Raw genomic sequence first — 14,340 nt, 5'->3', positions numbered from 1 at the left:
TAAAAAAGGGTATAGAAAGAAGATGAATTGTGAAGAAATGATAACAATCTATTGAATGCATATTTTTGGGAGGAGGTGAAAGGCATGAACAAGACAGAACTTATTAACGCGGTTGCTGAAGCAAGCGAGTTATCTAAAAAAGACGCGACAAAAGCAGTTGATTCTGTTTTTGATACAATTTTAGATGCACTTAAAAATGGTGACAAAATCCAACTAATTGGTTTTGGTAACTTTGAAGTACGTGAGCGTTCAGCTCGTAAAGGACGTAACCCACAAACTGGTGCAGAGATCGAAATCCCTGCAAGCAAAGTACCTGCTTTCAAACCAGGTAAAGCACTTAAAGACGCGGTGGCAGGTAAATAATCGTTATGTGTAATGATCCTGTTGAAGGAGTTATACATATACAGTTTCACACTGGTCTAGAAAAGCCCCTTTCATAAGGGGCTTTTCCTTTTGAATCAAAAGGTTCGTTTAGAACGCTCTCCTTTGCTTTTAGGATCTGAAGTGTGCTAGAATCTGAATGAAATGTAATCGCCTTTGGAGGATATAATACATGAGTGAAATAAATAAAGAATTAATTGAACACGCAGTACGCGATATATTAAAAGCAATCGGAGAAGATCCAGATCGTGAAGGACTTCTCGATACCCCAAAACGAGTCGCAAAAATGTATGAAGAAGTGTTTTCAGGTTTAAATGAAGATCCAAAAGAACATTTTAAAACCATTTTTGGCGAAGACCACGAAGAACTCGTCCTTGTAAAAGATATTGCTTTCCATTCAATGTGTGAACACCACCTCGTGCCTTTCTACGGGAAAGCCCATGTTGCTTATATTCCGCGCGGCGGAAAAGTAACGGGACTTAGCAAGCTGGCAAGAGCAGTCGAAGCCGTGGCAAAACGCCCGCAGCTTCAGGAACGCATTACATCAACCATTGCAGATAGTATGGTGGAAACACTTAATCCGCATGGCGTGATGATTGTCGTTGAAGCAGAGCATATGTGTATGACGATGCGCGGAGTGAAAAAGCCAGGCGCTAAAACAGTGACCTCAGCAGTACGCGGCACATTTGCAAATGATGCAGCCGCAAGAGCAGAAGTGCTTTCCTTTATTAAAAACGACTAATTCAATAGATGGACGGTGAACAAAATGAGTGAAAATAAAGCATCTGATTTTGTGGTGATTAAAGCCATTGATAATGGTGTAAACGTCATCGGCCTAACAAGAGGCTCTGATACAAGATTTCACCATTCCGAGAAGCTCGATAAAGGTGAAGTGATCATTGCACAATTTACTGAGCATACGTCAGCGATCAAAGTAAGAGGCGATGCTGTCATTCAAACAAGCTTCGGTGAAATTCAAAGCGAAGCAAAGAAATAAAGAACTTGTATGCACTTGATAGCATAAAAGTGAGAGCTGATATGGTATAATAAATCTCTATACAATGTGCAGGTCTACATATGAAACTGTAATTTTTGGGACAAGGGTGATATCTTTGCAAGACATCTACGGAATTTTATCTAATCTAAATATAAAATTAAATAAAAAGCTTTCTCATCCTTATTTGGCGAAGCATTTACGCGCGCCACTCATCGATGAAGATAAGCTCCTTCTTTTTCATGCAATGTTTGATGAAGCTCAAATTGATGCAGAGAAAAAAGAAAATTATATTTTAACGGCGATGCTTGTGCAAATTGCCCTTGATACCCATGACGAAGTCACAACTGCTGCAGCCATCAAGCAAGACGAATTTAAAAATCGTCAGCTGACCATCCTGGCAGGAGACTATTTCAGCGGTCTCTACTATTCTCTTCTCTCTGACATGAAAGACATTTATATGATCCGCACGCTCGCTACGGCGATCAAAGAGATCAATGAACATAAAATTAGACTGTATGACCGGTCCATTCAAGATGCAGCGCACTTTTACAAAAGTGTAGCTACAGTTGAATCTGCGCTTTTCCAAAGGATTTCTGAGCATTTTCAATTAACGCATTGGAATGAGATTGCAAGTCGTTTTCTTGTTTATAAACGTTTCATGAAACAAGCAGAAAATGACAAACATTTAAAACTTTTTTTGAACGATAGTTATACGGACGCCTATTCATGTTTTGACAACTTTGAGAATGAAGGCTATGAAAAGGCCAAACGGCCGATCAAGGAGCATCTTGTTTCATCTCCGGTCGTTCAAAAAGAGCTATTAAATCGCTTGGATCATATGAAAAATGAGCCTGCGTACCATCAGAAAGTGGAAGAAGGGTAAGTCATGCAGCAATCAAAAGAACAGCGAGTACACGGTGTATTTGAAAAAATTTATAAAAACTATGATCAAATGAACTCTGTCATCAGCTTTAAACAGCATAAAAAATGGCGTGATAAAACAATGAAGCTCATGAATGTGCAAAAAGGCTCTAAAGCATTAGATGTATGCTGCGGGACAGCCGATTGGACAATTGCGCTTGCAGATGCTGTTGGAGAAAAAGGCGAGGTCAAAGGCCTTGATTTCAGTAAAAACATGCTGAGTGTTGGAGAAACGAAGGTGAAAACTGGGGGCTACAAACAGATTGAATTGCTTCACGGCAATGCGATGGAGCTTCCTTTTGAGGACAACTCATTTGATTATGTCACCATCGGTTTTGGACTTCGAAACGTCCCTGATTATTTAACGGTGCTAAAGGAAATGACACGAGTAGTGAAGCCCGGCGGAATGGTTGTTTGTCTTGAGACATCACAGCCTGAGATGATCGGCTTTAAGCAGGGCTACTACATCTATTTCAAATACATTATGCCGCTCTTTGGTAAACTGTTTGCCAAAAGTTATCAGGAATATTCATGGCTTCAAGAATCAGCCAAAACATTCCCTGGCATGAAAGAGCTGGCGGCTCTGTTTGAAGAGGCCGGGTTGTCTGATGTCTCGTATCATCCATTTACAGGCGGTGTAGCAGCAACACATATCGGAAAGAAGCTTTGAATAAACGATATTTGGGTGAAGATAATGAAACTAAAAGCAATGATCTCTTTTTTAAATCATGATATCGATATAATTGAAAAAGAGCTTGAACAAACAGTTCGCTCTGATTATGCATTATTAAGTGAAGCAGGTCTTCATTTGCTGCAAGCGGGCGGAAAACGAATCCGCCCCGTTTTTGTTCTCCTTTCAGGCATGTTTGGTGACTATGACATTAATAAAATTAAATATGTTGCCGTTGCTCTCGAGCTGATTCATATGGCATCACTCGTTCACGATGATGTGATTGATGATGCAGAGCTGAGAAGAGGTAAACCAACGATAAAGGCAAAATGGGATAACAGAATTGCCATGTACACAGGGGATTATATGTTTGCGAGATCACTTGAATACATGACAAAAATCAATCACCCAATGGCACATGAAATTTTGTCAAAAATGGTCGTTGAGCTCTGTCTTGGTGAAATAGAGCAAGTGAAAGATAAATATAATATGGAACAGAACCTGCGTACATATTTAAGAAGAATCAAACGAAAAACAGCCTTGCTTATTGCGGGCAGCTGTCAATTAGGCGCCATTGCAGCAGGTACAGATGAAAAAACACATAAAGCCCTTTATTGGTTTGGATACTATGTCGGCATGTCTTATCAGATCATTGATGATGTCCTTGATTTCACATCAACAGAAGAAGAGCTGGGCAAGCCTGTTGGAGGAGACCTTTTACAAGGGAATGTCACACTCCCAGTTTTATATGCACTGAAAAATCCGACACTAGAAGGTCAATTGAAGCTGATCAATAGTGAAACGACGGAGAAGCAGCTGAAGCCTGTCATTGAAAGCCTCAAACAAACAGATGCGATCGACCGCTCGATTCGAGTGAGTGAAATGTATTTGAAAAAAGCTTTTGAACAGCTCGACAAACTTCCTCGAGGACGAGCGAGAACGTCACTCGCCTCCATTGCAAAATATATTGGGAAACGAAAATTCTAATCAACGTTATGTTGATTGGTTTTTTTGTGAAATTTTTTGTCAAAAATTGATTATTATAAAAAAAAATGATACGATCACTTTGTAACAATGTAAGCCTATACATACATAACGACGGGGTGGAAAACGTATATGGACAAAACATTTCTTATGGTCAAACCTGATGGTGTAGAAAGACAATTAATCGGTGACATTGTGTCAAGATTCGAAAAAAAGGGGCTTCAGCTTGTTGGTGCAAAACTAATGAGTATACCAAAGGAAGTAGCAGAAACACATTACGGAGAGCATAAAGAAAAACCATTTTTCGGGGAATTGGTTGACTTTATTACATCAGGACCTGTATTTGCCATGGTATGGCAAGGTGAACAGGTAGTAGACGTAACAAGACAAATTATCGGCAAAACAAATCCAAAGGAAGCGCTTCCAGGAACAATAAGAGGAGACTATGGATTGACTGTTGGGAAAAACATTATTCATGGGTCAGACTCACCAGAAAGTGCTGAAAGAGAAATTAACTTATTCTTCAAACAAGAAGAACTCACAAGCTGGGATCAAACCATCTCAAGCTGGATTTATTAAGGTTCAAGCCAAGGTGTTCATTCAATGAGCACTTTGGCTTTTTTTATATTGAACTTTCTACACGAAATTTCGTATGAGAAGATACAAATTTTCGATAAAAACAGCTATACTAGGACAAAGATAGATGAGACAGGAGAGGACATTGATGGATCCATATCAAGTATTTGTTGGAAAATGGAAAAAACTAACCGGGGTTGATCTGAATTTATATAAAGAAGCACAAATGAAACGAAGATTAACATCACTTTATGATAAAAAAGGATTTAAAGATTTCGAAGCATTCGCGGCCGCGCTTGAAAAGGACAGAGCACTATTAGATGAGACGATGGACCGCATGACGATTAATGTGTCAGAATTTTACCGAAACTATCAGCGCTGGGAAGTACTTGATCAAAAAATCCTGCCGCTGCTTTCGAAAAATGGCGGCACCTTAAAGATTTGGAGCGCAGCATGTTCGACAGGAGAAGAGCCATATACACTCTCTATGCTGCTGTCAAGCCATCCTCTTGTGAAAGATTTTCAAATTATTGCAACTGACATTGATGATAAAGTTCTGCAGTCAGCTCAAAAAGGCAGATATCATGAACGCTCTCTGCAAGAGGTACCAGATCATATCAAGCAAAAGTATTTCACAAAAGAAGATTCCTCATTTTACACTGTGAAAAATGAGGTTCGAAAGCATATTCAATTTAAGAAGCACAACCTTTTAGCTGATCCATATGAAAAACAGCTTGACCTTATCGTTTGCCGAAATGTACTGATTTATTTTACTGAAGAGGCGAAAGAAGAAATTTACTTGAAAATGAGCAGTAGTTTAAAACAAAATGGCGTATTATTTGTTGGTTCTACAGAGCAAATTTTTCATCCTGAAAAGTTTGGACTGACATCTGCTGATACTTTCTTTTATCAAAAGAAGGGTATGTAGCTGACTTTTTAGTAGTAAGTGTGTTATTATATTTTTACTTAAAAGCGTTAATGCGATGAAGGGAGATTAAGTCAATGAGGTACTTAACAGCAGGTGAATCACATGGTCCACAATTGACCACAATTATTGAAGGAGTTCCAGCAGGACTTTACATAGAGCAGGATGACATCAATTATGAATTGGCTAGAAGACAAAAAGGTCATGGCCGAGGAAGAAGAATGCAGATCGAAAAAGACCAGGCAAAAGTGTTAAGTGGCGTTCGCCATGGGAGAACATTAGGTTCGCCAATCGCTCTTGTTGTTGAAAATAACGACTGGAAGCACTGGACAAAGGTGATGGGGGCAGAGCCGATCACAGAAGAAGAAGAAAGTGAAATGAAGCGTCAAATCTCTCGTCCAAGACCAGGACATGCGGATTTAAATGGTGCGATTAAATACGGACACCGTGATATGAGAAACGTATTAGAGCGCTCGTCAGCCCGCGAGACAACTGTTCGCGTAGCAGCAGGCGCAGTTGCCAAACAAATCTTGGCGCATCTAGGGATTAAAGTAGCTGGCCACGTCCTTGAAATTGGCGGAGTGAAAGCAGCTCATACAGCATATGAGTCTATTGAAGATTTGAAAAAGGTAACAGAAGAATCACCTGTTCGCTGCTATGACAGTGAAGCAGGTCAGAAAATGATGGATGCAATTGATGAAGCGAAGAAAAATGGCGATTCAATTGGCGGAATTGTTGAAGTCATCGTTGAAGGAATGCCGGTTGGGGTTGGCAGCTATGTTCATTACGACCGTAAATTGGACAGCAAGCTTGCAGGCGCTGTACTTAGTATCAACGCTTTTAAAGGGGTTGAATTCGGTATTGGCTTCGAGGCAGCCTCTAAAAATGGCAGTGAGGTCCATGATGAAATCATCTGGGATGAAGAAAAGGGCTATACGAGAAAAACAAACCGCCTAGGTGGTCTTGAAGGCGGAATGTCAACTGGAATGCCAATTGTCGTAAGAGGGGTTATGAAACCAATCCCAACGCTTTATAAGCCGCTTCAAAGCGTTGATATTGAAACAAAAGAACCTTTCTCAGCAAGTATTGAACGTTCTGACAGCTGCGCTGTTCCTGCCGCAAGTGTTGTTGCAGAAGCAGTTGTGGCATGGGAAATTGCCAATGCAGTTGTGGAGCAGTTTGGCCTTGACCAAATCGACCGCATTAAAGAAAATGTTGAAAAAATGCGCCAGCTTCAGAGGGAATTTTAATGAAAACACTGGAAGTTAAGACGTCTTCAGCCACTTATCCTGTATTTATCGGTGATGGGATTAAACGCAATATCGTCGACTTGATAACTTCCACTGGGCATTCCTATACGAAGCTCTTAATCGTCACAGATACAGCTGTTGATGCCATTTATGGTGATGAGATGGTTCGCTTACTTCAAGAGAAGTGGCCTGTGAACAAAGTGGTTGTGCCAAGCGGAGAGCAGTCAAAATCCTTTGCCGAATTTGAGCATATTCATACGAAAGCCATTCAATTTCAGCTTGATCGTTCCTCCTGCATTATTGCGCTGGGAGGCGGTGTGATTGGAGATTTGGCTGGCTTTGCTGCTGCCACTTATATGAGGGGCATTGACTTTATCCAAGTTCCGACGACGCTGCTGGCACATGACAGTGCAGTTGGCGGGAAAACAGGGATCAACCATCCGCTCGGTAAAAATTTAATCGGTGCGTTTCATCAGCCGAAAGCTGTGATCTATGATACTAGTATGCTTGAGACTCTATCTCAAATTGAACGAAGATCAGGCTTTGCAGAAGTCATCAAACATGCATTGATTTCTAGTGAAGACTTTTTAGCAGAACTAATGTCCATTCGTTCTTTGTCGGATTTATCAAAGAGTGAGCTGGCACATATGCTGTATCAAGGCATTCAAGTCAAAGCGTCAATTGTTCAAGAAGATGAAAAAGAACAAGGTGTGCGTGCATTTTTGAATTTAGGCCATACACTGGGGCATGCCATTGAAGCAGAATACGGATACGGCGTCATCACGCATGGAGATGCCATTGCAATCGGCATGCAGTTTGCGCTGTATGTGAGCGAAAAGCAGCTGGGGCTCAGCCTTAATCGTTTGGAACTAAAAGAGTGGATGCAAGAGCTTGGATTCCCTGTACAAGTCACACCAGATATTTCAACGAAAACATTTGTTGACCGGATGATTGGTGATAAAAAAGCAAGAGGCGGCAGTGTTCAATTTGTTTTATTAAAACAGATTGGAGACGTCACTTTACAGTCTTTCACAAAAGATGAGCTGCACTACTGGCTCGAAGAATGGAAACGGGAGGAGGGATGTCTATGATGTTTCGCGGGATACGTGGGGCTACAACTGTGATAGAAGATACAGAAACTGAAGTGTTAAACAAAACGAAACAGCTGTTAGAAGCGATTATTTCAAGAAACCAAGTAGATCCAGAACGTGTCGTGCAGATCTTGATTTCAGCTACACAAGATATTCACTCCGTTTTTCCGGCAAAAGCACTTCGTCAGTTTGAAGGATGGACATATGTACCGGTTACTTGCATGCAGGAACTAGACATTGATGGCGGTTTAAAGCAATGTATTCGTGTCTTAATGACTGTCCAGACAGATACAAAGCAGGAAGACATACAGCATGTGTACTTGGAAGAAGCTGTGACGCTTCGCCCTGATTTACAGTTGACAAAAAACAAGGAATTATAATACGATATGAACAGCCGAAGTTTACACACAGGTGTAAACGGCATTGCAAGCTTAGAGAAGATGAGAATGAGACTAGGGTAGTTGAGATGAGTAGAGTTGAGCAGAGATACGATACTTCTATTTAATCATGCTGCCTAAAAGAGAAACCCTCTTTTAGGCTTATTTCGTATACTCATACAAACCCTCTATATGTCCCCTCATTCTCCTTAATCCCATTTAAGGAGTGTGCTTATGAATTCCCAATCAAACCTGACCCAATTTTTAAAGGACAGTGAGTCCTACAAAACAATCCCAATTGTTGAAACCATTACAGTCGATACGCTCTCACCGATTCAAATTGTTGAAAAACTCAAACAAGATATTGTGTATTTGCTAGAAAGCAAAGATGAGTCTTCCAGCTGGTCGAGATATTCTTTCATTGGATTGCACCCGTTTTTAACCTTGCATGATGACCAAAACAAATACATTGCACGTGACGCTTCGGGGCAGGAAGTCATGCAAAAGCAAGAGCTGAAAGAACTGCTGGATTGGATGAAAGAGCAATATCAAATCAAAGCGCCAAATATTGATATCCCATTTACAGGTGGGGCAGTTGGGTACTTAAGCTACGATCTGATTCCAAACATTGAACCTTCTGTCAGGCCTCATCGAAACGCATCGCTGGCAGATAATTGCACATTATTTGTCTGCCAAACGATGATCGCCTTTGATCATGAAACGAATCATGTTCATTTTATCCAGTACACCCAGCTAACCGGACATGAAGCAGAAGACGAAAAAATACGCGCTTACAAAGAAAATCAAAAACAGCTTGAACAGATGATTCACAAGCTCCATTCAAAGACTGATATGAAAGAACTGATTTTAACAGGGAATATGAACGAGCCGCCATCTTTTGAACATGTGACGTCAACCTATGAAAAAGCGCAATTTTTAAAGGACGTAGAAAAAATCAAAGAATACATTCGAGCGGGTGACATTTTCCAAGGTGTCCTCTCGCAGCGATTTGATATCCCTGTATCAGTGAGTTCATTTGAGTTATACCGCGTGCTTCGGATTGTGAATCCATCTCCATATATGTATTTTATGAAATTAAAAGATCGTGATTTAGTCGGCAGCTCGCCAGAACGATTAATCCATGCCAAAAACGGGCATCTAGAAATCCATCCTATTGCAGGCACAAGAAAAAGAGGAAGAACAAGAGAAGAGGATGCTGAGCTAGCAAAAGAGCTGCTTGAAGATGAAAAGGAAAAAGCGGAGCATTACATGTTAGTGGATCTTGCCAGAAATGATGTAGGCCGTGTGGCAGAATACGGCAGTGTGTCCGTACCGACCTTTACAAAAGTAGTGAATTTTTCACATGTCATGCACATTATCTCCATTGTGACAGGAAAGCTAAAGCGGGATACACATCCAGTCGATGCGCTCATGTCCGCTTTCCCAGCAGGCACATTAACAGGTGCCCCGAAAATAAGGGCGATGCAATTATTAAATGAAATGGAGCCTGAGCCAAGGGAAACGTATGGCGGCTGTATTGCCTATATTGGATTCGACGGTAATATCGACTCCTGTATTACCATTCGTACGATGAGCGTCAAAAATCAGACCGCTTCTATACAAGCAGGCGCCGGCATTGTGGCTGATTCTGTCCCAGAAAACGAGTGGGAAGAGACTTGTAACAAGGCAGGAGCACTTCTGAAAGCCATTCAGCTTGCGGAACATATTTTCTCAGAAAAGGAGAGTGTGCAGGATGAATCACCGACTATCAGCTCTTGTTAATGGAGGCTTTCTATCAGAAAATGAAGCAAATAAACTCATGCAAGATATGATGAGCGGCTTTTTAACAGATGCTGAAGTCGCTGCAAGTCTCTCGATTTTAGCGCATAGAGGAGAAACCGCTGAAGAAATGACGGGTTTTGTGAAAGCCATGCGGCAAAATGCAGCACCAATGGAACGATCGCTTGATGTTGTTGATACTTGCGGCACGGGAGGCGATGGACTCTCAACCTTTAATATATCAACTGCCGCTGCGATTGTCGCTTCCGCTGCTGGAGCCAAAATCGCCAAACACGGAAATCGATCAGTTTCTTCTAAAAGCGGGAGTGCCGATGTACTAGAGTGTCTTGGGATTCACATTCAATCCACACCGGAAGAAACAAGAAGACAAATACAAGAGAAAAACATGGGCTTTTTATTTGCACCATTGTATCATTCATCTATGAAACAAGTAGCCACAGTCCGCAAGCAGCTCGGCTTCCGGACGGTATTTAATCTATTAGGCCCGCTTTGCCATCCAATGCAAGCCAAAAAGCAAATCATCGGCGTCTACTCAAAGGAAAAGGCAAAATTAATGGCAAAAGCCCTTGCGCCATTAGAGCCAGAACATGTGCTGTTTGTTTGCGGAGAAGATGGGCTTGATGAATTAACGATTACAGCAAATTCATATGTGATTGAACTCAAAAAAGATGTCATGACAGAATATACACTCAATCCAGAAGACTTTGGGCTGCAAAAAGGATATTTATCAGATATTCAGGTCCAATCACCGGAAGAGAGTGCTAAATTGATTCAGAATATATTGAATCATCAAACAGTAGGAGCGCCGCTTCATATTACAGCCCTGAATGCTGGAGCGGCTTTATATGTCGCAGGGAAGTCAGAAAGCCTCATGGCAGGAACATTAAAAGCGATTGAAACGATTAAAAACGGCGCAGCCAAAGAACAATTGGCTCGTTTAAAACAAAAAACGAGAGAGGAAGAGATTTATGCTTAATCAAATCATTGCCCGCAAAAAAGAACATGTCCAAACATTGCAGTTACCAGTAGATGAACACTTTGAAAGACGATCATTTAAAGAAGCACTCATGAATCCTCATCGCTCAATTGGTCTAATTGCTGAGGTGAAAAAGGCGTCTCCTTCCAAAGGAATCATTCAACCAAATTTTGATCCTTTACAAACAGCAAAAGCTTACGAAAAATCCAACGCTGATTGCTTATCTGTTTTAACGGATGAACCATTCTTTCAAGGAAAAAATGAATACTTATCCCTCATTAAAAAACACGTAGATCGTCCAATTTTAAGAAAAGATTTCATCATTGACTCCATACAGGTAGAAGAGTCAAGACGTATAGGAGCAGATGCCATTTTATTAATTGGAGAAGTACTTGAGCCGCAAAAGCTGCACGAGCTCTATGCTGAAGCGAAAGAGAATGGACTTGATGTCCTTGTCGAAGTACATGCAGCAGATACACTGGAAAATATTTTAAAGTTGTTCACTCCTGAAATCATTGGAGTGAACAACCGGAATTTAAATACATTTACAACAACAGTTGAACAAACAAAAGAGATCGCCCCCCTCGTTCCAAAAGAGGTCTTACTAGTGAGTGAGAGCGGGATTCAAACATTTGATGATCTAACCTTTGTGAAGAATCATGGAGCGGGTGCAGTCCTTGTAGGAGAATCATTAATGAGAGAACAATCACAAGAAAAAGCCGTTCAGACATTGTTTGGAGAATAAACAGGATGAAGCATTATGTAAAATATTGCGGGGCAGTATCACAAGAAGATGTGGAATGTATTGCGCAATCTCACGCAGATGCCATCGGATTTATTTTTGCTCCAAGTAAAAGACAAGTCCTTCCAGATCAAGTGAAACAATGGCTCACCCAAACAAAGTGTGAGAAAAAGATTGCCGGTGTATTTGTAAATGAAAAGATTCAAAGAGTGCGCGAGATCACAAAACAGATACCTTTAGATATCGTACAGCTTCATGGAGATGAAACGCAGGATGACGTAAAAGAAATCAAACAACAAACAGGGGCTGTCGTTTGGAAAGTGTTCCATCACGAGTCTGATGTAACAAGAACGCTTGAAAAAATGACGGCATTTGCGCCTGTTGTCGATGGCTTCCTTATTGACGCGAAAGTAAAAGGGATGAGAGGCGGCTCTGGAACAGCTTTTGCTTGGGAAGCAGTGCCTCTATACGTTAAACATGCAAAACGGCTGGAGAAAACTTGCATAATTGCAGGCGGCATCACACCAGAAACGATAGCAGATCTGCTCGCCTATGGTCCAGAAGCGATCGATCTTTCAAGCGGAATAGAAGAAAACGGAAAGAAAAGCAGCGCTAAGATCGAAGCGCTCGAAGAAAGGATGTTTAATGATGTACGCATATCCAAATGAAATTGGCAGATACGGAGAATTCGGAGGGAAATTTGTCCCGGAAACGCTCATGCAGCCACTTGCAGAAATTGAACAGGCATTTCGTGAATTAAAAGAAGATCCTGCTTTTCAAGCAGAATATGTATCACTACTTCGAAACTATTCAGGCAGACCAACTGCGCTTACATATGCTGATCAAATATCAGCATACCTCGGCGGCGCAAAGATCTATTTAAAAAGAGAAGATTTAAACCACACAGGTGCTCATAAAATTAACAATGCGCTTGGGCAGGCTCTGCTTGCAAAAAAAATGGGGAAATCAAACATCATCGCGGAAACTGGCGCAGGTCAGCACGGAGTAGCTGCTGCAACGGTGGCCGCAAAGTTCGGGTTATCCTGCACGGTCTTTATGGGAAAAGAAGATGTGGAAAGACAATCACTCAATGTCTTCCGAATGAAACTGCTTGGCGCTGAAGTCATACCTGTCACAAGCGGAAATGGTACATTAAAAGATGCAACAAACGAAGCCATTCGCTATTGGGTTCAGCACTGCAGTGATCATTTTTATATGATCGGCTCCGTTGTAGGCCCTCATCCGTATCCTCAAATCGTCAGCGAGTTCCAGCGCATGATTGGTGATGAAGCAAAAGAGCAGCTGCTTGAAAAAGAAGGAAGGCTTCCACATAAAGTGATTGCTTGTGTCGGCGGCGGAAGTAATGCCATTGGAATGTACCGGGCATTTTTAGATGAAGAGGTAGATATCATTGGTGTAGAGGCTGCTGGAAAAGGAATCGATACGCCGCTCCATGCTGCAACCATCACGAAAGGAACCAAAGGAGTGATCCACGGGTCTTTGACCTATTTAATCCAAGACGAATTTGGCCAGATTATTGAGCCATATTCGATTTCCGCTGGTTTAGATTATCCAGGAATTGGACCAGAGCACGCCTATTTACATGCGAGCGGACGGGTTCAATATGTGAGTGCGACAGATGAAGAAGCACTAGATGCCCTAAAACTGCTGACTGAAAAAGAAGGAATACTTCCAGCAATTGAATCTGCACATGCGCTCGTCAAGGCGTTTGAGGTAAGCAAGACGATGAATGAAGATGAAATCGTCCTTGTCTGCCTGTCAGGAAGAGGCGATAAGGATGTGCATACATTAATGAACGTGCTTGAAAGTGAGGGAAAACAAAATGATTAGATTTCAATTAGAGCAAGGCGAAAAATTATTCATCCCATTTATCACAGCAGGAGATCCGTCAGAAGATATCACGATTGATTTAGCTATCTCCCTTCAAGCAGCCGGTGCACATGCGATTGAACTCGGTGTTCCTTATTCCGATCCACTAGCGGACGGTCCTGTCATTCAAAGAGCCTCCAAAAGAGCTCTAAATCATGGCATGAATATCGTAAAAGCGATAGAATTAGCAGGGAAGATGAAAAAAAACGGTGTAAAAATTCCTGTAATTCTATTTACGTATTATAATCCTGTGTTACAATTAGACACAGAATACTTTTTCGCTTTACTGCGCAAAAATCATATTTCGGGACTCCTAACACCCGACTTGCCGTTTGAAGAGAGCAGCGAGCTGCAAAAGAACTGTCAAACACATGACATTTCATATATTTCACTCGTTGCACCAACAAGCAAGGAACGATTAGTAAACATTGTAGAGCAGGCAGAAGGTTTTGTGTATTGTGTTTCATCTCTTGGTGTAACAGGTGTCAGACAATCCTTTGACGCGTCAATTACAGATTTTATTCAACAAGTGAAACAGCTGAGTCACATACCGGTTGCGGTCGGTTTTGGCATCTCAACAAGAGAGCAGGTAGACTCAATGAATAAACTGAGTGACGGCGTCGTTGTCGGCAGTGCACTTGTGAAAAAAATTGAAGAGCTTCAAGAACAATTGCTGGCAAGTGATACACGTCAAGAGGCTTTAAGAGAATTTGAAACATATGCAAAAACATTTAGTCCCCTCTATTCATTCAAATGAGGT

17 protein-coding genes are annotated in these 14,340 nt (G+C 41.4%); all 17 read left to right on the top strand.

Annotated features, from left to right (window positions below):
- The first annotated feature begins 84 nt into the window (after nucleotides 1-84).
- The 17 genes from hbs to trpA all read left to right on the top strand — a co-directional run bounded on the left by hbs (nucleotide 85) and on the right by trpA (nucleotide 14,337).
- Nucleotides 85-363 (top strand): non-specific DNA-binding protein Hbs, encoded by a 279-nt coding sequence (gene hbs / locus NST59_RS10325; RefSeq protein WP_003215863.1) that lies wholly within the window; start codon nucleotides 85-87, stop codon nucleotides 361-363.
- Nucleotides 364-553: 190 nt separating this feature from the next.
- Nucleotides 554-1,123 (top strand): GTP cyclohydrolase I FolE, encoded by a 570-nt coding sequence (gene folE, locus NST59_RS10320; protein ID WP_003215789.1) that lies wholly within the window; start codon nucleotides 554-556, stop codon nucleotides 1,121-1,123.
- Between the two features lie 24 nt (nucleotides 1,124-1,147).
- Nucleotides 1,148-1,378 carry a trp RNA-binding attenuation protein MtrB gene (gene mtrB, locus NST59_RS10315; RefSeq protein WP_008344541.1) on the top strand — a complete coding sequence of 77 codons (231 nt, stop codon included), beginning with the start codon at nucleotides 1,148-1,150 and terminating at the stop codon, nucleotides 1,376-1,378.
- Between the two features lie 115 nt (nucleotides 1,379-1,493).
- Nucleotides 1,494-2,261, top strand: coding sequence for a heptaprenyl diphosphate synthase component 1 (locus tag NST59_RS10310; RefSeq protein ID WP_041085908.1), 768 nt, complete (start codon nucleotides 1,494-1,496; stop codon nucleotides 2,259-2,261).
- A gap of 3 nt (nucleotides 2,262-2,264) precedes the next feature.
- Nucleotides 2,265-2,969 carry a demethylmenaquinone methyltransferase gene (locus NST59_RS10305; protein ID WP_024422810.1) on the top strand — a complete coding sequence of 235 codons (705 nt, stop codon included), beginning with the start codon at nucleotides 2,265-2,267 and terminating at the stop codon, nucleotides 2,967-2,969.
- Between the two features lie 24 nt (nucleotides 2,970-2,993).
- Nucleotides 2,994-3,956, top strand: coding sequence for a heptaprenyl diphosphate synthase component II (gene hepT / locus NST59_RS10300; RefSeq protein ID WP_041085904.1), 963 nt, complete (start codon nucleotides 2,994-2,996; stop codon nucleotides 3,954-3,956).
- A 129-nt stretch (nucleotides 3,957-4,085) separates the two neighbouring features.
- Complete coding sequence (gene ndk / locus NST59_RS10295) at nucleotides 4,086-4,532, top strand: nucleoside-diphosphate kinase (protein WP_024422808.1); 447 nt, start codon at nucleotides 4,086-4,088, stop codon at nucleotides 4,530-4,532.
- Between the two features lie 145 nt (nucleotides 4,533-4,677).
- On the top strand, nucleotides 4,678-5,457 hold the full coding sequence (locus NST59_RS10290; RefSeq protein ID WP_039179563.1) for a CheR family methyltransferase: 780 nt from the start codon (nucleotides 4,678-4,680) through the stop codon (nucleotides 5,455-5,457).
- Nucleotides 5,458-5,531: 74 nt separating this feature from the next.
- Nucleotides 5,532-6,704 (top strand): chorismate synthase, encoded by a 1,173-nt coding sequence (aroC, locus tag NST59_RS10285; RefSeq protein WP_144490279.1) that lies wholly within the window; start codon nucleotides 5,532-5,534, stop codon nucleotides 6,702-6,704.
- Nucleotides 6,704-7,795 (top strand): 3-dehydroquinate synthase, encoded by a 1,092-nt coding sequence (aroB, locus tag NST59_RS10280; RefSeq protein WP_126681640.1) that lies wholly within the window; start codon nucleotides 6,704-6,706, stop codon nucleotides 7,793-7,795. Before aroC ends, aroB begins: the two co-directional genes overlap by 1 nt.
- Entirely contained in the window at nucleotides 7,792-8,175 is a 384-nt protein-coding gene (aroH, locus tag NST59_RS10275) for a chorismate mutase (RefSeq protein ID WP_024422804.1), read from the top strand. The genes aroB and aroH overlap by 4 nt, the downstream gene beginning before the upstream one ends.
- A 231-nt stretch (nucleotides 8,176-8,406) precedes the next feature.
- Complete coding sequence (gene trpE, locus NST59_RS10270; protein ID WP_064497534.1) at nucleotides 8,407-9,954, top strand: anthranilate synthase component I; 1,548 nt, start codon at nucleotides 8,407-8,409, stop codon at nucleotides 9,952-9,954.
- Nucleotides 9,926-10,948, top strand: coding sequence for an anthranilate phosphoribosyltransferase (gene trpD, locus NST59_RS10265; protein ID WP_144490278.1), 1,023 nt, complete (start codon nucleotides 9,926-9,928; stop codon nucleotides 10,946-10,948). Before trpE ends, trpD begins: the two co-directional genes overlap by 29 nt.
- Nucleotides 10,941-11,693 (top strand): indole-3-glycerol phosphate synthase TrpC, encoded by a 753-nt coding sequence (gene trpC / locus NST59_RS10260; protein WP_039179548.1) that lies wholly within the window; start codon nucleotides 10,941-10,943, stop codon nucleotides 11,691-11,693. Before trpD ends, trpC begins: the two co-directional genes overlap by 8 nt.
- Before the next feature lie 5 nt (nucleotides 11,694-11,698).
- On the top strand, nucleotides 11,699-12,358 hold the full coding sequence (locus NST59_RS10255) for a phosphoribosylanthranilate isomerase (RefSeq protein WP_144490277.1): 660 nt from the start codon (nucleotides 11,699-11,701) through the stop codon (nucleotides 12,356-12,358).
- Nucleotides 12,339-13,541 (top strand): tryptophan synthase subunit beta, encoded by a 1,203-nt coding sequence (trpB, locus tag NST59_RS10250; protein ID WP_144490276.1) that lies wholly within the window; start codon nucleotides 12,339-12,341, stop codon nucleotides 13,539-13,541. Before NST59_RS10255 ends, trpB begins: the two co-directional genes overlap by 20 nt.
- The gene (gene trpA, locus NST59_RS10245; protein WP_041109616.1) at nucleotides 13,534-14,337 is read left to right on the top strand and encodes a tryptophan synthase subunit alpha; all 804 of its coding nucleotides are present in this window, start codon (nucleotides 13,534-13,536) and stop codon (nucleotides 14,335-14,337) included. The genes trpB and trpA overlap by 8 nt, the downstream gene beginning before the upstream one ends.
- Nucleotides 14,338-14,340: the final 3 nt, after the last annotated feature.

The sequence above is a fragment of the Bacillus sp. FSL R5-0439 genome, from assembly GCF_038008805.1.
GTDB classification, from domain to species: Bacteria; Bacillota; Bacilli; order Bacillales; family Bacillaceae; genus Bacillus; species Bacillus safensis.
Note: the sequence above shows the minus strand (reverse complement) of the source record. Positions and strands in the feature narration are given on the sequence as shown.